The organism is Bacillus paranthracis, from assembly GCF_024296885.1.
Taxonomy (GTDB): Bacteria; Bacillota; Bacilli; order Bacillales; family Bacillaceae_G; genus Bacillus_A; species Bacillus_A paranthracis.
Map to the genome: position 1 here is coordinate 3,656,189 of NZ_CP101135.1, position 19,627 is coordinate 3,675,815.

The 19,627-nt window shown below is 37.5% G+C and carries 17 protein-coding genes; 6 read left to right on the plus strand and 11 right to left on the minus strand.

The features are described from left to right. Nucleotides 1-8: 8 nt before the first annotated feature. The gene (locus NLJ82_RS18765; protein ID WP_001104743.1) at nt 9-2,732 is read right to left on the minus strand and encodes a calcium-translocating P-type ATPase, SERCA-type; all 2,724 of its coding nucleotides are present in this window, start codon (nt 2,730-2,732) and stop codon (nt 9-11) included. 105 nt (nt 2,733-2,837) lie between these two features. Between NLJ82_RS18765 and NLJ82_RS18770 the strand changes: the two genes are divergently transcribed. The 3 genes from NLJ82_RS18770 (at nt 2,838) to NLJ82_RS18780 (ending at nt 6,553) form a co-directional block, all read left to right on the plus strand. Then, nucleotides 2,838-4,547: an Rqc2 family fibronectin-binding protein gene (locus tag NLJ82_RS18770; RefSeq protein WP_000863255.1), complete on the plus strand. Its 1,710-nt coding sequence runs from the start codon at nt 2,838-2,840 to the stop codon at nt 4,545-4,547. A gap of 327 nt (nt 4,548-4,874) precedes the next feature. After that, on the plus strand, nt 4,875-5,945 hold the full coding sequence (locus tag NLJ82_RS18775; protein WP_000172894.1) for a M24 family metallopeptidase: 1,071 nt from the start codon (nt 4,875-4,877) through the stop codon (nt 5,943-5,945). Nucleotides 5,946-6,028: 83 nt separating this feature from the next. Next, complete coding sequence (locus tag NLJ82_RS18780; RefSeq protein ID WP_001012019.1) at nt 6,029-6,553, plus strand: DinB family protein; 525 nt, start codon at nt 6,029-6,031, stop codon at nt 6,551-6,553. Nucleotides 6,554-6,585: 32 nt separating this feature from the next. On the opposite strand, the gene NLJ82_RS18785 is transcribed toward NLJ82_RS18780, so the two are convergent. Together NLJ82_RS18785 and NLJ82_RS18790 are read right to left on the minus strand one after the other, a co-directional pair. Further along, nucleotides 6,586-6,954 (minus strand): YoqO family protein, encoded by a 369-nt coding sequence (locus tag NLJ82_RS18785; protein WP_001208253.1) that lies wholly within the window; start codon nt 6,952-6,954, stop codon nt 6,586-6,588. A 15-nt stretch (nt 6,955-6,969) separates the two neighbouring features. Then, nucleotides 6,970-7,350: a YoqO family protein gene (locus NLJ82_RS18790; protein WP_002028235.1), complete on the minus strand. Its 381-nt coding sequence runs from the start codon at nt 7,348-7,350 to the stop codon at nt 6,970-6,972. 151 nt (nt 7,351-7,501) lie between these two features. Between NLJ82_RS18790 and NLJ82_RS18795 the strand changes: the two genes are divergently transcribed. The 3 genes from NLJ82_RS18795 (at nt 7,502) to NLJ82_RS18805 (ending at nt 10,009) form a co-directional block, all read left to right on the plus strand. Continuing rightward, nucleotides 7,502-8,887: a hypothetical protein gene (locus tag NLJ82_RS18795; protein WP_000537897.1), complete on the plus strand. Its 1,386-nt coding sequence runs from the start codon at nt 7,502-7,504 to the stop codon at nt 8,885-8,887. A 167-nt stretch (nt 8,888-9,054) separates the two neighbouring features. Then, nucleotides 9,055-9,309, plus strand: a complete 255-nt coding sequence (locus NLJ82_RS18800) for a YbeF family protein (RefSeq protein WP_001003921.1) — start codon at nt 9,055-9,057, stop codon at nt 9,307-9,309. Nucleotides 9,310-9,331: 22 nt separating this feature from the next. Continuing rightward, the gene (locus NLJ82_RS18805) at nt 9,332-10,009 is read left to right on the plus strand and encodes an HAD family hydrolase (RefSeq protein ID WP_000575789.1); all 678 of its coding nucleotides are present in this window, start codon (nt 9,332-9,334) and stop codon (nt 10,007-10,009) included. A gap of 39 nt (nt 10,010-10,048) precedes the next feature. Here NLJ82_RS18805 and pyrE read toward each other — a convergent pair whose 3' ends face one another. From pyrE to pyrB, 8 genes are read right to left on the minus strand one after another with little or no spacing between them, the layout of a single operon-like run. Continuing rightward, entirely contained in the window at nt 10,049-10,681 is a 633-nt protein-coding gene (gene pyrE / locus NLJ82_RS18810) for an orotate phosphoribosyltransferase (RefSeq protein ID WP_000711452.1), read from the minus strand. Beyond that, a complete protein-coding gene (gene pyrF, locus NLJ82_RS18815) occupies nt 10,678-11,394 on the minus strand; it encodes an orotidine-5'-phosphate decarboxylase (protein ID WP_000083491.1) in 717 nt (238 codons plus the stop codon). Before pyrF ends, pyrE begins: the two co-directional genes overlap by 4 nt. Continuing rightward, nucleotides 11,379-12,308 carry a dihydroorotate oxidase B catalytic subunit gene (gene pyrD, locus NLJ82_RS18820; protein WP_001081057.1) on the minus strand — a complete coding sequence of 310 codons (930 nt, stop codon included), beginning with the start codon at nt 12,306-12,308 and terminating at the stop codon, nt 11,379-11,381. Before pyrD ends, pyrF begins: the two co-directional genes overlap by 16 nt. Continuing rightward, entirely contained in the window at nt 12,305-13,084 is a 780-nt protein-coding gene (gene pyrK, locus NLJ82_RS18825) for a dihydroorotate oxidase B electron transfer subunit (RefSeq protein WP_000983358.1), read from the minus strand. Before pyrK ends, pyrD begins: the two co-directional genes overlap by 4 nt. Beyond that, the gene (gene carB / locus NLJ82_RS18830; protein ID WP_001126110.1) at nt 13,081-16,299 is read right to left on the minus strand and encodes a carbamoyl-phosphate synthase large subunit; all 3,219 of its coding nucleotides are present in this window, start codon (nt 16,297-16,299) and stop codon (nt 13,081-13,083) included. Before carB ends, pyrK begins: the two co-directional genes overlap by 4 nt. Next, entirely contained in the window at nt 16,284-17,381 is a 1,098-nt protein-coding gene (locus NLJ82_RS18835; protein ID WP_000828682.1) for a carbamoyl phosphate synthase small subunit, read from the minus strand. The genes carB and NLJ82_RS18835 overlap by 16 nt, the downstream gene beginning before the upstream one ends. Then, on the minus strand, nt 17,378-18,664 hold the full coding sequence (gene pyrC, locus NLJ82_RS18840) for a dihydroorotase (protein WP_001108357.1): 1,287 nt from the start codon (nt 18,662-18,664) through the stop codon (nt 17,378-17,380). The genes NLJ82_RS18835 and pyrC overlap by 4 nt, the downstream gene beginning before the upstream one ends. Continuing rightward, nucleotides 18,648-19,562, minus strand: a complete 915-nt coding sequence (gene pyrB / locus NLJ82_RS18845; protein ID WP_000018849.1) for an aspartate carbamoyltransferase — start codon at nt 19,560-19,562, stop codon at nt 18,648-18,650. The genes pyrC and pyrB overlap by 17 nt, the downstream gene beginning before the upstream one ends. Between the last annotated feature and the right edge of the window lie 65 nt (nt 19,563-19,627).

Consider the following 19,627-nt stretch of genomic DNA (forward strand, 5'->3'; position numbering starts at 1 on the left):
ATCATTGACTATTTCAAGTTTAATCCCTTCTTATATAATATTGGCTTTTCCTTCTTCCCCTTTTTCCCTGTTAATAAAGAGCCTACTAATAAGAAGGTCGGAATTGACGATAAACCTCCAATTAACAACCAATCTCTCGCTTGTATTGGCATCGTGCTAAAAATCGGTTGTAACGGTGGATAATATATAACGACTAGCATGAGTAGTAATGAAATGATAACCGCTCCTACTAAATACACATTTCCAAACGGATTACGGTGGAAAACAGAATGCTCACTTCGGCAATCAAATACATGAATCAGCTGAGCAAGTACCAATGTTGCAAACGCTACAGTTTGTGCATATTTCAGTTCATTTGGATGTTGATTATACGCAATAATAAATGCTACTAGCGTCACTGCCCCAATTAGAAAGCCACGACTTATAATTTTCCAGGCAAGCCCTCTAGCAAATACCCCTTCTTTCGGATGACGCGGCGTTCTCTTCATCACGTCTCCCTCGGCCTTATCCAAACCTAACGCCATCGCCGGTAAACCGTCAGTAACTAAATTCACCCATAAAATTTGAATTGGAACCATCGGCAGCGGTAGTGCAAGTAACATGGCAAATAACATGACCAAAATTTCTCCAACGTTCGATGCTAATAAATAACGAATAAACTTACGTATGTTCTCGTATATATTTCTACCTTCTTTAATTGCTGATTTTATTGTAGCGAAATTATCGTCCAGCAATACGAGAGATGAAGCTTCTTTTGCAACATCTGTCCCTGTAATTCCCATCGCTATCCCAATATCCGCAGTTTTTATAGCTGGAGCATCGTTTACTCCATCACCTGTCATCGCCACTATATGTCCTTTATTTTGCAACGCCTTAACAATTTTCAATTTATGTTCTGGTGATACACGAGCAAATACATACGTATCTTCTACAACATTTTCTAATTCTTCTACATCCATAGTTGCGAGTTCTACCCCTTCAACAACGCGTCCACCTGGTGGTAAAATGCTTAATTGTTCTGCAATCGCCATTGCAGTCACTTTATGATCACCTGTAATCATCACTGTTCGAATACCAGCTTCTCTGCACTCTTTTACTGCCTGCTCTACTTCTGGTCTTGGCGGATCAATCATTCCTTGTATTCCAACTAACATAAAATCTTTTTCAACGTCTCTTTCATGTTCAATTGAGTCTGTTACTTTTAAAGGCTTAAAAGCAACTGCAATTGTTCGAAGTGCTTGACTACCTAAGCTATGAATAGCCGCCTGTACTTCTTTTCTATACAACTCACTTAATGGTTGCTGCTTATCCCCCCATAAAATCGTTTGACTCATTTGCAGAAGGACATCTGGTGCTCCCTTCGTAACGACAAACTTTTTCCCCTCTCGATCTCGTACAATAACACTCATCATTTTTCGAGTTGAATCAAACGGAAATTCACGAATAATTTCAAATTTCCCTTTCAGCGCCTCACGCGTTATCCCCGCTTTCATTGCTGCAGCTACAAGCGCCCCCTCAGTTGGATCTCCATCTAATACATACGCCTTTTTCTTTTGAATAATATTTGCGTTATTACATAGCGAACCAAATGTAAGTAGTTGATAAAGTGATTTCGTCTTAGCTGGATTCACTTCTTTTTCACCTTTCATAAAAGAGCCATTAGGTTCATACCCTTGGCCTGTCACTTTCCACAATTCTCCACCTGACCACATATGTGTTACCATCATTTTGTTTTGCGTCATCGTTCCTGTTTTATCAGAGCATATGACAGAAGCACAGCCTAACGTTTCTACTGCTGGTAACTTCCTTACAATTGCTCTCTTTTTTATCATACGCTGTACACCAAGCGATAAAGCTACTGTAACGATTGCTGGTAACCCTTCTGGAATAGCAGCAACAGCTAGCGACACGCCAGCTAAAAACATATGATATACTTCATTCCCTTGATACACACCAGCTAACACGACAAGCGCTGTCAAAATAAGAGCTACAATAATTAATATTTTTCCAAGTTGCTCTAATCTTCTTTGCAATGGTGTTTCCATTTGCTCTGCATTTTGCAACATATTTGCAATTTGGCCCATCGCTGTATTCATACCCGTTGCTACAACGACTCCTGTTCCAGACCCTCGTGTAATCATCGTACCCATAAAAGCCATATTTTTTTGATCACCAATTGAAACATCTTGCCCTTGCAACGCTTCTACTTTCTTCTGCACTGGAACTGACTCTCCTGTTAAAGCTGATTCTTCAATATATAAACTCGACGCCTCAACAAGACGTACATCAGCTCCAATACGATCGCCACTAGAAAATTTAATAACATCACCTAAAACGAGTGCTTTAGACGGTGCCTTTATCCACTTTCCATTTCGCAGTACAGTTACTTGTGGGGCGGCTAGCTCTTTTAAAGCTTCCAAGGACTTTTCAGCCTTTCTTTCTTGAAAAAATCCGAGAATACCATTGATAATAACAATTGCCACAATCGCAATAGAATCAATGTATTCCCCTAAAAAAGCCGAAACGATTGTTGCACCAAACAAAACAAGCACCATAAAATCTTTAAATTGCGCCAAAAATACCATTAGTGCAGAAGGCCTCTTTGCTTCATCTAGTTCATTTGTACCAAATTTTTTTATTCGCCCTTCTGCTTCTTTCTCTGTAAGTCCAACCTTCACATTCGTATTCGTTCTTTCTTCCACTTCATGTGCACGCATTCCATACCAGTTCATCCTGCTATCGACCTCCTGATTCCAGACATACTCTATTGAAAGCTTATTCAGCCTCGTCCAAAAAAATGCTATAATTAACTTTTAGTTAGAAAGGAGTGTTCATTTATGGCATTCGATGGATTATTTACAAGAGCGATTACACATGAAATTGCAAATTCTCTTTACACGGGAAGAATTTCAAAAATATATCAACCTTCAAAATACGAGATTTTATTACATATTCGAGCAAACGGAAAAAATCAAAAACTGATTCTTTCCGCTCATCCGACATATGCACGTTTACACTTAACAAATCAAAATTATGATTCACCTGCACTTCCGCCAATGTTCTGTATGCTTCTTCGTAAGCATTTAGAAGGTGGATTCATTGAAAAAATTGAACAAATTGATTTAGAGCGTATTATTCAAATTACCGTTCGTAGCAGAAATGAAATTGGTGATGAATCGCTAAAAACATTAGTAATTGAAATTATGGGACGACATAGTAACATCATTTTAGTAGACACAAAAACAAACAATATTTTAGATAGCTTAAAACACGTTTCCTTAGCAGTAAACCGACATCGAACTGTATACGCTGGAGCTGAATATATTGCACCACCAGCACAACATAAAATTAACCCACTTCAGATCGAAACAAATGATGAATTTATTAGACCGCTAGACTTTCTATCTGGAAACATGGATAAACAGCTAGTCGGAACCTTTACCGGAATATCACCGTTATTCGCAAAAGAAGTAGTGAAAAAAGCAGGTATGGTAAATGAAAAAGCATTAGCTGACGCATTTTTCTCCATACAAAAACCATTATTAACTCATACATATTCACCAACAATGACTACTTCAAATGGGAAAGAATTCTTTTATCTTTTCCCTCTTGCGCACTTAGCTGGAGAAGACAAGACATTCTCATCTGTTAGTGAATTGCTAGACCGTTTCTTTTTTGGAAAAGCAGAGCGTGACCGTGTAAAACAACAAGCTCATGATTTAGAGCGCTTTATGCAAAACGAAAAAAATAAAAATGAGAAAAAACTCATTAAACTAGAAAAAACATTACAAGATGCTGGAAAAGCAGATAAATATCAACTATTTGGAGAACTACTTACAGCCAATATGTACGCTTTGAAAAAAGGCGATAAAGATATTGAAGTCGTTAACTATTATGATGAAAGTGGTGGAACTGTAAAGATCGCATTAGATCCTTTAAAAACGCCATCTGAAAATGCACAACGCTATTTCCAAAAGTACCAAAAAGCGAAAAATTCAGTTGTTGTTGTAGAAGAACAAATCGAAAAAACAAAGGAAGAAATTCTTTATTTCGATAGCTTACTTCAACAAATGGAAGCTGCTTCTTCAAAAGATATTGAAGAAATTCGTGAGGAATTAGCTGAAGAAGGTTATATGCGCAATCGTAAAACGAAAAACGGAAAGAAAAAGCCTACTAAACCAGTATTAGATAAATATGTAGCAAGTGATGGCACAGAGATTTTCGTCGGTAAAAACAATAAACAAAATGATTATTTAACAACGAAATTTGCCCGCCGTGATGAAATTTGGTTACATACGAAAGACATACCTGGTTCTCACGTTGTCATTCGTTCTTTAGAACCTGCTGAAGAAACTTTACTAGAAGCTGCCAAAATTGCTGCTTATTACAGTAAAGCAAAAGAGTCTAGCTCTGTACCTGTTGATTTCACCAAAATACGCCATGTGAAAAAACCGAGTGGTGCAAAACTTGGTTTTGTTACGTACGACAATCAGCAAACTGTTTATGTAACACCCGATGCTGATACTGTAATGAAATTAAAAGCTTAAATAAAAAAATGCGTTGCTTATAAGCAGCGCATTTTTTATTCTTTTCCATTAGTTCGTAATATCTTTCTTTTGTCATTTTATATATTGTCAAAAAGATTGACAGTGTTATTCCATACCTGTATAAATTTTTTTACAGTATGTATATAAAGCACGACTCAAATCAATGTTTCTTCATCCCTACCAATTATTTATAAATGACCTGTCTCCTACAAGTGGCTAGCTATTTTTTCACTTCAACTTAAATATATGTAGTTCTTATCCTTTCTTCAAATATACACTTTGGCACGCTATTTGCTTTATTCAATACTGTGAATAGGGGGAATTAACATGACTTTAAAAATGAATAAAATCCAAAATCAACTACAAAACTATGAAATTGACGGATTACTGATTACAAAAAAAGAAAATCGCCAATATGCAACAGGCTTTACAGGTAGTGCTGGCGCCGTCTTAATCTCTGCGGATAAAGCTGTTTTTATAACTGATTTCCGCTATGTAGATCAAGCAAAATCACAAATAAAAGATGCTGAAATTATTATGCATAAAGGAAATTTAGAGGAAGAAGTTGCAAATCAAGTATCAAAATTAAACATTCAAAAACTCGGAATTGAAGAAAACAACATGACATTGCAACAATATAAAAACTTGCAAAAGTACGTACAGGCGGAAATGATTCAAGTGTGCGAAATTATCGAAAATATTCGTATCATTAAAGACACGCCTGAAATAGAAACAATGAAAATTGCAGCTAATATTGCGGACGAAGCATTTCACCACATTCTTACGTTTCTAAAACCAGGAATAAGTGAAAATACTGTACGAGATGAATTAGAATTTTTCATGCGAAAAAAAGGTGCTGCATCTTCATCATTTCAAATTATTGTAGCTTCTGGTGTTCGTTCTTCCCTTCCACATGGAGTTGCATCAAATAAAATAATTGAACGAGGCGACATCGTTACATTAGATTTCGGTGCACTTTACGACGGATATTGTTCCGATATAACACGTACTGTAGTAATCGGGGAACCATCAGAAGAATTCAAAAAGATATACAATATTGTACTTGAAGCATTAAAACGCGGGACTGAAGCGATTAAGCCTGGAGAAACTGCAAAACGTATCGATGATATAACGAGAAACTACATTACTGAGCATGGATACGGTCAATATTTTGGACATTCTACTGGTCATGGTCTTGGATTAGAAATTCATGAACCTCTCCGCCTATCCCAAGAAAGTAAGGCTACTTTAGAAGAGGGTATGGTCGTTACAGTTGAACCAGGTATTTACATACCGAACTGGGGCGGTTGTAGAATTGAAGATGATATTGTCATTACAAAAGACGGATATGAAGTTATTACAAAATCAAATAGAGAACTAATTGTAATCCCTTGTTAATATTTTGAAATTTTCAACAGGATTTTTTCTCTGCACATAGAATTCCTTCTCTGGAGTATTCGTTTCAAGAGGGGGAATTGTAATTGAACTTTGTAATCGATAAAATAGATGGTTTACATCCTGAATTTTCCAAACTAGTTTCCATGATGAATTACGCTCGCTATACAACAATGCAAGCGGTGGAAGATTTAACAATGGAAGAACTTGATTATTTATATAACGAGGAAGCAAATTCAATCGGCATGCTATTATATCACATGGCTGCTGTTGAATTTTACTACCAGATTCATACTTTTGAAGACCGCGAACCAACGGAGGCCGAACTAGAAAGATGGTTACCTGGCCTCGAGTTAGAAGCTCTTGGACGTGAGAAAATAAAAGGAAACTCTATAGAATTTTATATTGATACATTACAAGAAGTACGTTCCAAAACAATTGAAACATTCCAATCGTTACCTGATGAATGGCTGTTTAAAACGACAGACTTTTGGTATGACAAACAAGCAAATAACTATTTTAAATGGTTTCACGTATTTGAAGATGAAATCAATCATCGCGGACAAATTCGTTTAATTAAGAAGATGCAGAAAGCTCATTCAATAAAGTAAGAAAGTGCCACCAGATAAGGTGGCACTTTCTTCTATTCATTAACGAATAGCTTTTCATTTACTGTTTTAGTGACTACCGCTACCAACATTAAAATGCAAATTAAATATAGCAATTTCGCAATAAATAACCACCCTTGAAACATTACAATTCCATCTATTATCTCATTTCCCTTCAGTAACAAAAACGGAATCGTACTAATTATCATGACAAACTCAATACTGAATACAATTTTCTTTTTTCGGCTATATGCTTTCCACTCATCCCAGCGATACATAGGAGCAAAAATCAATACTCCTATACATAATATAACTGGTACCCATTCACTTTTAAAAAATTGCCCTGAAATAACTGATAATAGTAAACAAACGAGCACACCATAATATCCTATTTTCTCTCTCATTCGTACTCCCCCATTCTACTTCTCCTTTAATATGTAACTTGCTATGCTTATAACAATTCTTAGAAAAATAACTACTACAATTACAATATAAAGACTTTTTGCAGACGACATCCATTCTTGAAAAATAGACATTTTCTCCATTTGTTTCTGACCCTCTATTAAAATAACTCCTACGAATAATGAACAAACAACGATGATACCTATCATAATTCCAATACTTTTCTTGCTATATTGTTTCATATCATCCCAGTTATATAAAAGTATAAGTACAAACCCAAAAACAGGTATAATACTGATCCATTCATTGCTTGTAAACAAATTTAAAATGCTTAATAGACTACAAGAGAGGATAAAGCCCCAAAACCCAATTATTTTGCGCATAAGCCCTCCTTTCATTCCATTTTTAGGATTAATTGTATTTTAACATCCATTTTTTATTCTTACCATTACAGTACATGAAATTTTACCTTTTTTCTGTTTCTTATACTCACATACTTTCCCTACTTTCATACAATAAACTACACGATTGCCTAAGGATGTGAATGTTATGGGAGTTGAATTAACGCTATTACACGCTCTCTATGTTATTTGTTTACTCACCATTATTACCTTTTTTATTTTCCGAAAGGATACGACGATTATTTGTATCGTTTTCATCTTTTTATTAGCATTAACTGCTACAAGTTCTATCCCTCTTGCCGTTAGCGGCATTTTTCAAAGTTTTATTTACGCTATTACTGAGCTATTACCAACTATATTAATCATTTCCATTATCGTATCCATGAGCAATTTACTCGTTCATACTGGCATAAATGATACAATGATTTCACCATTTACAAAGATGATTCGTACCCCTATCCTCGCCTACTGGATTATCGGTCTTTTGATGATGACAATTTCTTTCTTCTTTTGGCCTTCTCCAGCTGTTGCCTTAATGGGAGCTATTTTATTACCGGTTGCTGTACGTGTCGGCCTTCCGCCAATTGGAGTGGCAATTGCTATGAACTTATTCGGTCATGGGATTGCTTTATCCGGCGACTTCGTTATACAAGGCGCACCAAAATTAACCGCGGACGCTGCTGGTCTTCCTGTTTCTAGCGTTGTTTCTGCCAGTGTTCCTCTCGTAATTGTTATGGGCATTGTGACAACTTCCGTCGCTTTTTTCTTCTTACGAAAAGAGTTTCATACAGGCTTATCTATACAAGAGTCTATTTCATCAACTACGTCTTCTAAAACGCTCACTTCATTATCTACTCGGACAAAAAAATGGCTCGCTATTTGTATTCCGATCGTATATGCCATCGATATCCTTTGCATGATTCAATTTAAACTACAAGGAAGCGACGCAACTGCACTTATCGGCGGAACAACTGTTATTATGATTATCATCATTTCTCTCATCGCCTACAAAGGTAATGGACTGAATAAAACGACCGATTACTTTATAGAAGGGCTCCAATTTGGCTTTAAAATTTTCGGACCAGTTATTCCTATCGCTGCACTCTTTTATTTAGGAGATAGTGGCTTTGTGAAAATTATCGGGGACTATTTACCGAAAGGTTCACACGGAATCATTAACGACTTAGGCATCGCTTTATCTCAAACTGTTCCTTTAAATCAATATGTATCGGCAGGGACATTAACTATCGTTGGTGTCATTACCGGCTTAGATGGATCAGGTTTTTCAGGTATATCACTTGCTGGTTCCATTGCCAATCTTTTCGGAACAGCACTTGGCCATGGAACAGCTACATTAACAGCACTCGGGCAAATTGCAGCTATATGGACCGGGGGCGGGACGTTAATTCCTTGGGCACTTATTCCTGCCGCTGCGATTTGTAAAGTCGATCCATTTGAACTTGCACGTCGAAACTTTTTACCAGTTATGATTGGCTTAATTGTCACCACGATTGTTGCGATGTTTATTCTATAGCGTAAGCAAGTGTTCTCTTGCTTACGTTTTTTGCTTGTAAAATTCATCATGAATTATCAGTTTTCAAGAGGGATTCGTTATTACTTAGCGAAATTATATTAGGAGAGTAATTATTTCAAAACGTTTATAAGAAACAGATTACTGCAATTAGAAAAGGGGACATACCTATGAATGAATTGATTTTCGTCTTATTAATTTGTCCGTTATTTATCTTTATCGTATCTGTTATTGGAACACGCAAAACGAAAACGTATTACGTAATGCCGATTGTAACGTTTGCTAGTTTTTTAATAATAGGTGTTATCGCCTTTACTCCAAAATTTTTCTTTTGGGTTGGCATGTACAGCATCTTCTCATTTCTTGTTTCTTATATGACGCTATTGTTTGTGAAAGGATATGAGGTTGCTGAAAACGCTAAATAGTTGTTAGCAAGGAGACAGGAATATGATTTTCTTTGATATTGATGGAACTTTACTTGATTATGAGGCTGCTGAAAGAAATGGTATTATTGATTTTTTTCAAATATATAATACTATTTTTTCAGGCAATGAATTAGAGGCAACAGAAGTCTGGCATGAATTATCAGAAGAATATTTCAACAAATTTTTATCCAGGGAATTATCTTTTCAAGAACAACAATTAATGCGAATGTATCATTTATTTAAAACATATGGAGTAAACCTATCACCCAAAGAATCTCAGCATAGATTCAATCAATATATAGAACTATATAAGAAAAACTGGACCCTGTTTGAAGATGTACTCTATACATTACAAAGCTTACAGCAAAGAGGACACTCACTAGGTATCATTAGTAATGGTGAATATGAACAACAAATCGAAAAATTAACAGCCTTAAACATTCTACAGTATTTCAAATATATTTTTACTTCTAGTGAAATTGGGGTATCAAAACCAAACATTGAAATGTTTCACAGAGCCGTATTACAATTGAATCTTGAAATGAAAGATTGCTATTATATTGGCGATCGATTAGAGACTGATGCAATTAGTAGTACAGCAGCTGGAATGCAAGGGATATGGTTAAATCGGGATAACTCGCAACTCAAGTACAATATTCCTACTATATGCTCTTTACATGAAGTTTTAACAGTGATATAAAAAGACGACCGCGTTCCCCCGCAGTCGTCTTTTTTCGTTTTACGCTGTGATCCAGGCTTCGTTAGCTGGATCTTTACGCCACTCTTGTAATTTTTTCGTTTCAGCTTGTCCGATCATACCTTTTTCTGCTGCAACTTCAGTTAATGCACTGTAATCACTTAAAGAATATGATGCTACGTTAGCTGATTCTAGCTTTTCTTTTCCTGCTTCTAGCTCATATGTGAAGATTGATACGATTCCTAATACTTCACAGCCAGCTTCGCGAAGTGCTTCTACACATGTAATTGCACTACCGCCAGTTGAAATTAAGTCTTCTACTACTACTACTTTTTGACCTTTTTCAGCTTTTCCTTCGATTTGGTTCCCTTTACCGTGACCTTTTGCTTTACTACGTACGTAGCACATTGGTAAATCCATACGATCGCTTACCCATGCAGCGTGCGCAATACCAGCAGTTGCTGTTCCTGCAATAACTTCTACAGTTGGGAAGTGCTCTTTAATTAACTCTTCTAATCCAGCTGCAATTGCTTGACGTACTTTCGGATAAGATAAAGTTAAACGGTTATCACAATAAATTGGTGATTTCATACCTGAAGACCATGTAAATGGATCATTCGGTTGTAAAAATACTGCTCCAATTTCTAATAAATGCGATGCGATTTCTTTTTTCATACTGTTACACCTTCCCACTGTTGTTTTACTGTTTTATACGCTTCAAGCGGATTTTCTGCTTTTGTAATACTACGTCCAACTACGATGTAGCTTGAGCCAAGTTCCCTCGCACGTTTCGGTGTTGCTACGCGCACCTGGTCATTTACATCATCGCTTGCAAGACGAATCCCCGGTGTTACTGTTACAAATCCATCTCCGCATACTTCACGTAATTTTGGAACTTCAAGCGTTGAGCAAACAACGCCATCAAGTCCACTTTCTTTCGTTAATTTTGCATAATGAGCAACCGCTTCTTCTAACGTTTTCTCAATGCCGATCTCTTTTTTCATCATAGCTTCCGAAGTGCTTGTTAGTTGTGTAACTGCAATACAAATCGGTCTCTCTTTTCCTTCTTGCTTACCTTCCTCTAATCCCTCAATCGCAGCTTTCATCATGCTGTTTCCCCCAGCAGCATGAACATTTACCATATCTACATCTAGACTAGCTAGGCTACGCATAGCGCTTTTTACTGTATTTGGAATATCATGAAGTTTTAAATCTAGAAAAATCTTATGTCCTTTTTCTTTTAAGTACGTAATAATTGCAGGGCCTTCTTTATAAAATAACTCCATACCAACTTTGACAAATAACTCTTCCCCTTCAAAGTGGCGCAAGAATTGTTCTACATCTTGTTTCCCCGGAAAATCTAGTGCAACGATTAACGACTGTGACATGTTTGCTTCCAGCTCCTTCCTTGACATTCCGAAATGTGATCAAATCCTAATTCATCTAGTAATGCTGGTAACTCTTCAATAATTGTCGGACATACGAACGGATCGATAAAGTTCGCTGTACCTACTGCAACTGCGCTTGCGCCAGCGTAGAAGAATTCAATTACATCTTCCGCTGTTTCAATACCGCCCATTCCGATAATTGGAATGTTAACCGCTTGACTTACTTCATGTACCATACGAATTGCTACTGGCTTAATCGCAGGACCTGATAATCCGCCTGTACGGTTTGCTAAAATTGGTTTAGCTGTTTTTAAATCTAGACGCATACCAAGCAATGTATTAATCATCGTTAAACCATCTGCACCTGCATTTTCAATCGCTTTTGCAATTTCCACAATGTTTGCCACGTTCGGTGACAACTTCACGTATACAGGTACTTCAGAAACCTCTTTTACTCGCTTCGTTAAATCAGCAGCAATTTCAGGATTTGTACCAAAGGCGATACCACCTGTTTTTACGTTTGGACAAGAAATATTTAATTCTAGTGCATGGACATTAGGCGCTTTAGAAATTTCCTTTGCAACCGCTACGTAATCCTCAGCTTGTGAACCTGCAACGTTTGCAATGATTGGAAGATCAAATTGTTCTAACCATGGTAATTCAGAATTCATTACTTTTTCTAATCCTGGGTTTTGAAGTCCGATTGCATTTAACATGCCGCCCGGTGTTTCAGCAACACGAGGCGTAGGATTTCCATAGCGTGGTTGTTCTGTCGTCGCTTTAATCATGATTGATCCTAGTACACTTAAATCGTAAAACTGTGCATATTCACGACCAAACCCAAAGCATCCAGATGCTGGTATAATTGGATTTTTTAATGATAATCCCGGTAATTCAACTTGCAATCTGTTCATAGTACAACCTCCCCGATTGGAAATACTGGTCCGTCGCTACACACCTTCTTGTAAGAATGTCCACTTGGATCTTCTTGTAAGTGGCATACACATGCGAAACAAGCTCCAATACCACAGCCCATACGTTCTTCTAATGAAATATAGGCTTTTTTCTCTTTGTAACGTCCTTCTAATGCACGAAGCATCGCTAACGGACCACACGAATAAAGAATATCAAAGTCAATTCCGTAATGATCAATTACATCTGTGACAAATCCTTTTGTACCGTGTGTACCGTCTACTGTCGCAACGTACGTATCACCAAGTTCTGCAAATTTTTCTTCATAGAAAACAACATCTTTCGTTTGAAAACCTAAGATGTGAATTACGCGTACACCTTTTGCAACGAGGCGCTGTGATAATTCATAAAGTGGTGGTACACCAATTCCCCCGCCTACTAGTAATGCTGTTTGACCAGCTTCTGCTTCTTCTACAGGAAAACCGTGTCCTAACGGTCCTAGTACGTCTACCATTTCACCTTGTTTTCTAGTTGCTAATGTTTTTGTCCCTTGTCCTTCTGCACGATATAGCATTGTAAATTCGTTCTTCTCTTGATCTACATTACAAATACTAATCGGGCGGCGCAGAAGGGGCGCAATGCCCTCTGCCACCTTAATGTGTACAAACTGCCCTGGTTCGTTCATTTGCTGTACTAAAGTTCCTTGAAGCACTAATTCGTAAATGTTTTTTGCGATTTCTTTTTGATTAACGACGATCATATTTTGCTTTTGCATCATGCATGTACCACCTCGTGACGCTTTGTTTGCGTAATTTCTTTCATTGAATGAGCTGAGAATGTCATAGATTCTAATACTCGTAAGATTGCTCTCGTTGTATCAAGTGATGTTAAGCAAGCCACACCATTTTCTACTGATTCACGGCGAATGCGGAAACCATCACGCGCTGGTTGTTTGCCTTTTGTTAATGTATTGATTACAAACTGTGCTTTTCCTTGACGGATAATATCAAGTAAGTTGTATTCTTCAGAATCAATTTTATTAACAACTTGCACTGGAATGTTTTGCTCTGCTAACGATTGTGCTGTTCCAGCTGTTGCTAATAAGTTATAGCCGATTTCGTGGAAACGTTTTGCAATTTCCATTGCTTCTTCTTTATCTTTATCCGCTACAGTAATGATTACTGATCCGTGCGTTGGGATGTTAATTCCTGAAGCAACTAACCCTTTGTATAATGCTTTTTCAAGCGTTAAATCTTTACCCATTACTTCCCCTGTTGATTTCATTTCAGGTCCTAATGTTGTATCAACTGAGCGTAGTTTCGCGAATGAGAATACCGGAGCTTTTACATATACTTCTTTCTCTTCTGGGTGATAACCCGTTCCGTATCCTTGCTCTACTAGGTTTTGCCCTAAAATAACTTTCGTTGCAACGTTTGCCATTGGTACACCTGTAATTTTACTTAAGAATGGTACTGTACGGCTCGCACGTGGATTTACTTCAATTACGTACACTTGATCTTTGAATACTACAAACTGGATATTTAGTAATCCAACAATGTTTAATCCTTTTCCAAGTGCAATAGTATGTTCAATGATTTGTTCTTTTAATTTTTCAGATAAGCTTTGTGGCGGATATACTCCAATTGAGTCACCAGAGTGAACTCCAGCGCGTTCAATATGTTCCATAATACCTGGAATGAATACATTCTCACCGTCTGAAATTGCATCTACTTCAATTTCTTTACCGACCATGTAACGGTCGATTAATACTGGGTGATCTGCGTGAACTTTAACTGCATTTTTCATGTAGTGCAGTAGTTCTTCTTGACGATATACGATTTCCATCGCACGTCCACCTAGTACGTAAGATGGTCTTACTAATACTGGGTAACCAATTTCTTCTGCGATTGCTACCGCTTGTTCTACAGTCGTTGCTGTTTTACCAACTGGTTGTGGGATACCAAGTTTTGTTAAAGCAGCTTCGAATTTATCACGATCTTCTGCACGGTCTAAGTCTTCAAGTGATGTTCCTAAAATCTTCACACCATGTTCTTCTAATTTTGCCGCTAAGTTAATTGCCGTTTGTCCACCGAACTGAACGATAACACCTTCTGGTTTTTCTAAATCGATGATGTGCATTACATCTTCAATCGTTAATGGTTCAAAGTATAATTTGTCAGAAATACTGAAGTCTGTTGAAACAGTTTCTGGGTTATTGTTAATAATAATTGCTTCATATCCAGCTTCTTTAATTGCCCATACTGAGTGAACTGTTGCATAGTCAAACTCAACACCTTGACCAATGCGGATTGGACCAGATCCTAGAACTACTACACTCTTACGATCTGTTACAATTGATTCGTTCTCATCAGCGTATGTGCTGTAGTAATACGGTGTTGCAGATTCAAACTCTGCCGCACAAGTATCTACCATTTTGAATACTGGCGTCATATTATTTTCTTTACGCATATCGTAAATTTCGCGCTCCGTTTTGTTCCAAGCTGCTGCGATGTAGTGATCGCTGAAGCCCATTTCTTTTGCAGTTTGTAGTACTTCCATATTTCCTACATTCGCTTTTACTTCGCGTTCCATATTTACGATGTTTTCAACTTTTTGTAAGAAGAAGAAGTCCATTTCACACCATTCGTTAATCTCTTCTTTCGTTACACCTTGACGAATTGCTTCTGCTACGATAAACAGTCGCTCATCATCTGCTTTAATAATGCGTTTTTTCATTGTTTCTTTATCAAGTTCTTTTAAGTGGTCTAATTCTAAGTGATAAATGCCAAGCTCTAAAGAACGAACCGCTTTTAATAATGATTCTTCTAAGTTACGTCCGATTGACATAACCTCACCAGTTGCTTTCATTTGCGTTCCAAGTGTTCTGTTCGCTGATTCAAACTTATCAAATGGCCAGCGTGGAATTTTTGAAACAACATAGTCTAATGCTGGCTCGAAGCAAGCGTAAGTTTTTTGTGTTACTGGGTTTACGATTTCATCTAATGTTAAGCCGACTGCAATTTTCGCTGCTAATTTCGCAATTGGATATCCAGTTGCTTTAGATGCCAATGCAGATGAACGACTTACACGTGGGTTTACTTCGATTACATAGTATTGGAAGCTATATGGATCTAGTGCAAGCTGAACGTTACATCCACCTTCAATTCCTAGTGCACGAATAATTCGTAATGAAGTATTACGTAACATTTGGTATTCACGGTCGCTTAGCGTTTGGCTCGGTGCTACAACGATAGAATCACCTGTATGAACACCAACTGGATCGATGTTTTCCATGTTACATACTACAATCGCGTTATCATTTGAATCACGCATTACTTCATATTCAATTTCTTTACAACCAGCAATACTTTTCTCTAATAAACATTGTGTTACTGGGCTATGTTTTAAACCACTTGTTACGATTTCAATTAACTCTTCTTCGTTATGGCAAATTCCGCCGCCCGTTCCGCCTAATGTGAATGCTGGACGAACGATTACTGGATAACCAATTTCGTTTACAAAGCCATATGCTTCATCAAGGTTATGAATAATTTCACTTGGTGGTGTTGGTTCATTTAAATCTTGCATTAATGTACGGAATAAATCACGATCTTCCGCTTGCTCGATTGCTGATAATTTTGTTCCTAAAATTTCAACTCCGCATTCTTCAAGTACGCCTGATTTTGCAAGTTCAACAGCCATGTTTAAACCTGTTTGACCGCCTAATGTTGGTAAGATTGCATCTGGACGTTCTTTACGAATGATTCGGCTTACGAATTCTAATGTTAAAGGCTCAATGTATACTTTATCTGCTGTTGCAGTATCTGTCATAATTGTCGCTGGGTTAGAGTTAACAAGGATTACTTTGTAACCTTCCTCTTTAAGAGATTGACAAGCTTGTGTTCCAGAGTAGTCAAACTCCGCTGCTTGCCCAATTACAATTGGTCCTGATCCGATTACTAAAATTGTGTTAATGTCTAGGCGTTTTGGCATAACTCTTCCCCTTCTTTCTTGAAGTTTTCAATCATTGTTAAGAAATCTTCGAATAAATCATTTGCATCTTCTGGTCCTGCTGAAGCTTCTGGATGGTATTGAACTGTAAATGCTGGGAACTTCTTATGACGAAGACCTTCTACTGTTCCATCATTTAAAGCAACATGTGTAATTTCAAGTTCTGTATTTTCAACTGATTCTTCTTCTACTGCGTAACCATGGTTTTGAGATGTAATTGCTACTTTTCCAGTTGCAAGATTTTTTACTGGATGGTTTAAACCACGGTGACCGAATTTTAACTTACTTGTATTCGCACCAGACGCTAAAGCGAATAGTTGGTGTCCTAGGCAAATTCCGAATAAAGGAACTTTACCGATAATGTCTTTTAACATTTCGATTGCTTCTGGTACATCTTTTGGATCCCCAGGTCCGTTACTTAACATAATTCCATCTGGGCTAAGGCGTAAAATTTCTTCAGCTGTCGTGTTGTAAGGAACTACAATTACATCACAATCACGTTTATTTAATTCTCTTAAAATACCATGTTTCATGCCGAAGTCTACTAATACAACACGATGTCCGCGGCCTGGGCTTGGGTATGGATCTTTCGTTGATACTCGTTTTACATGGTCTGTAAATACTGTCGCTTTTAATTGGCTTACGATGTATTCTACATCTGCATCCATGTTACAAAGGCGTCCGCGTAATGTACCGTATTGACGAATTTTTCTCGTTAATTTTCTCGTATCAATTCCTGCTAATCCTGGAATGTTTCTTTCTTTTAAGTAGTCATTTAACGAAATTTCATTACGGAAGTTTGATGGGTGATCACAAATTTCGTTTACGATTAAACCATTTACAGATGGGTGAATCGATTCAAAATCGTCACGGTTGATGCCGTAGTTTCCGATTAATGGGTACGTGAATGTTACAATTTGACCGCAATATGATGGATCAGATAATGTTTCTTGATATCCAGTCATTCCTGTTGTAAATACAACCTCACCTGACTTTTCGATTTCTCCTCCGAAACCTGTTCCAATTAATACTGTTCCATCTTCTAAGATAAGTTGTCTTTTCATACTAATGCACTCTCCTTTTGCCATGCGATCTTACCACCAACGATTGTCATTACCGGCCATCCTTGGCATTTCCAACCTGCGAATGGTGTGTTTTTTCCTTTTGATAAGAATGTTGTTGGATCAATCTCTTCTTCTTGTTCTAAATCAATGATTGTAATATCAGCTGTTCTACCTTCTTTCAGGCGACCTGCTTCTAAGCCGAATGTATCAGCTGGCTTTTCTGTTAAGAATTGAATTAACTGTTCTAGTGTAATAATTCCTTTTTTCACAAGGTTTGTGTATAGAAGTGGGAATGCTGTTTCAAAACCAGTAATTCCGAACGGTGCTCTTTCAATTCCTTGCGCTTTCTCTTCCGCTGTATGCGGTGCATGATCAGTTGCAATCATATCGATTGTTCCATCTAATAAACCTTCAATTAATGCTGCATGATCTTCTTTTCCACGAAGCGGTGGGTTCATTTTAAAGTTAGGATCAGCTGATGGGATATCATCTTCACATAACACTAAGTGATGGGGTGTTACTTCTGCTGTTACTTTAATTCCAGCGCGTTTCGCATCACGTATTACACGTACAGATCCTTTCGTACTTACATGACATACGTGATAGTGACAATCTGCCGCTTCAGCAAGCAGTATATCCCTTGCAATATGTACAGATTCACATACTGATGGGATACCGTTTAATCCGTGTTTCTCAGAAAACTTCCCTTCATGTACACAACCTTTATTAATAAGAGTATTCTCTTCACAGTGCGCAACTACTGCCATATTTAATTTCGCTGCACGTTTCATAGCAGCTAACATCATGCTAGCATCTTGTACACCTACACCGTCATCAGTGAAAGCAAATGCTCCAAGTTCTTTTAACGTTTCGAAATCTGTCATTTCAGAACCCGCTTGACGTACTGTAATTGCTCCATATGGTAGTACGTTAACATGCGCTTTTTCTTTAATACGATTTTGTAAGTCTTCCATATGTTCTCTGCAATCTGGTACTGGGCGTGTATTTGGCATTGCGCAAATTGTTGTGAATCCACCTTTTGCCGCTGCTAGCGTACCTGTTTCAATTGTTTCTTTATGTTCACCACCTGGTTCACGAAGGTGTACGTGTACATCTACTAATCCAGGTGCGATTAACTTTCCGTTCACATCGATTACTTCAGCATTATCTGCCGTAATATTTTCTGCTACCTTAGCGATTTTACCGTCTTGTACGAGAAGATCCGTTGCTACGATTTTTCCTTCTTCATTCATATAACGACCATCTTTAAACAAATAATTCATGTTTCATTCCTCCTAATACATTTGGTAAGGCGCGTTTTAGTACAGCCATTCTTACGTAAACTCCATTTTCCATTTGTTTAAATATGCGTGAACGCTCACACTCAACAAGTTCACTTGCAATTTCAACATCTCGGTTTACAGGAGCTGGATGCATAATAATGCTTCCTTCTTTCATACGCTTTTCTCTTTCCACTGTTAATCCGTGTTTCTCATGATACTCTTTCATAATGTCTGTTTCATAATGATCATGACGCTCATGTTGTACACGAAGTAACATCATTACATCCACTTCCGGAACAAGTTCATCTAATGGTTTGTATGTTCCAAATGTGTTGTCTTCATCTTTCCACTCTTCTGGACTTGCAAAGTAAATTGTTGCACCTAGCTTCGTTAATGCTTCTGCATTAGAACGTGCTACTCGGCTATGACGAACATCTCCTACTATTGCAATCTTCAAACCTTCAAATCTTCCAAACTCTTGTTTAATTGTAAGAAGGTCGAGTAGGCACTGCGTTGGGTGGTTTCCACATCCATCTCCAGCGTTTAAGATCGGGATATTCACCTGATCTTTTAGTTCATCGAAGTAGCGATCTTGCTCATGGCGGATGACCACTGCTTTTGTTCCGATTGATTCTAGTGTTCTTATCGTATCGTATAAAGTTTCTCCTTTTTGTACGCTAGATGCATCAGCTGAAAAGTTTAAAACATCAAGTCCTAATCTCTTCTCAGCAACTTCAAAGCTAAATCTTGTTCTCGTACTATTCTCAAAGAACAAGTTCGCAACAAAAGTTTGCTCTGTCGTTTTGCTCTCTTTCCCATTCGCAAAATCTTCTGCGTCTTTTAGGATTTCTGAAATTTCTACTTCCGATAATTCACTCATCGTTAACAAATGGCTCATCGTCATCCCTCATCTTTCTGATTTTTATGTTACCACTTTTGTATTTTTATAACAACCTTTGCATA

Coding starts and splice junctions, on each gene's coding strand:
- pyrB (WP_000018849.1), bottom strand. CDS start 19,562: ATGAGCCATTTGTTAACGATGAGTGAATTATCGGAAGTAGAAATTTCA.
- pyrD (WP_001081057.1), bottom strand. CDS start 12,308: ATGAACAGATTGCAAGTTGAATTACCGGGATTATCATTAAAAAATCCA.
- NLJ82_RS18795 (WP_000537897.1), top strand. CDS start 7,502: ATGGGAGTTGAATTAACGCTATTACACGCTCTCTATGTTATTTGTTTA.
- NLJ82_RS18775 (WP_000172894.1), top strand. CDS start 4,875: ATGACTTTAAAAATGAATAAAATCCAAAATCAACTACAAAACTATGAA.
- carB (WP_001126110.1), bottom strand. CDS start 16,299: ATGCCAAAACGCCTAGACATTAACACAATTTTAGTAATCGGATCAGGA.
- pyrK (WP_000983358.1), bottom strand. CDS start 13,084: ATGATGCAAAAGCAAAATATGATCGTCGTTAATCAAAAAGAAATCGCA.
- pyrC (WP_001108357.1), bottom strand. CDS start 18,664: ATGAATTATTTGTTTAAAGATGGTCGTTATATGAATGAAGAAGGAAAA.
- NLJ82_RS18805 (WP_000575789.1), top strand. CDS start 9,332: ATGATTTTCTTTGATATTGATGGAACTTTACTTGATTATGAGGCTGCT.
- NLJ82_RS18765 (WP_001104743.1), bottom strand. CDS start 2,732: ATGAACTGGTATGGAATGCGTGCACATGAAGTGGAAGAAAGAACGAAT.
- pyrF (WP_000083491.1), bottom strand. CDS start 11,394: ATGTCACAGTCGTTAATCGTTGCACTAGATTTTCCGGGGAAACAAGAT.
- NLJ82_RS18770 (WP_000863255.1), top strand. CDS start 2,838: ATGGCATTCGATGGATTATTTACAAGAGCGATTACACATGAAATTGCA.
- NLJ82_RS18835 (WP_000828682.1), bottom strand. CDS start 17,381: ATGAAAAGACAACTTATCTTAGAAGATGGAACAGTATTAATTGGAACA.
- NLJ82_RS18800 (WP_001003921.1), top strand. CDS start 9,055: ATGAATGAATTGATTTTCGTCTTATTAATTTGTCCGTTATTTATCTTT.
- NLJ82_RS18785 (WP_001208253.1), bottom strand. CDS start 6,954: ATGAGAGAGAAAATAGGATATTATGGTGTGCTCGTTTGTTTACTATTA.
- pyrE (WP_000711452.1), bottom strand. CDS start 10,681: ATGAAAAAAGAAATCGCATCGCATTTATTAGAAATTGGAGCAGTATTT.
- NLJ82_RS18790 (WP_002028235.1), bottom strand. CDS start 7,350: ATGAAAGGAGGGCTTATGCGCAAAATAATTGGGTTTTGGGGCTTTATC.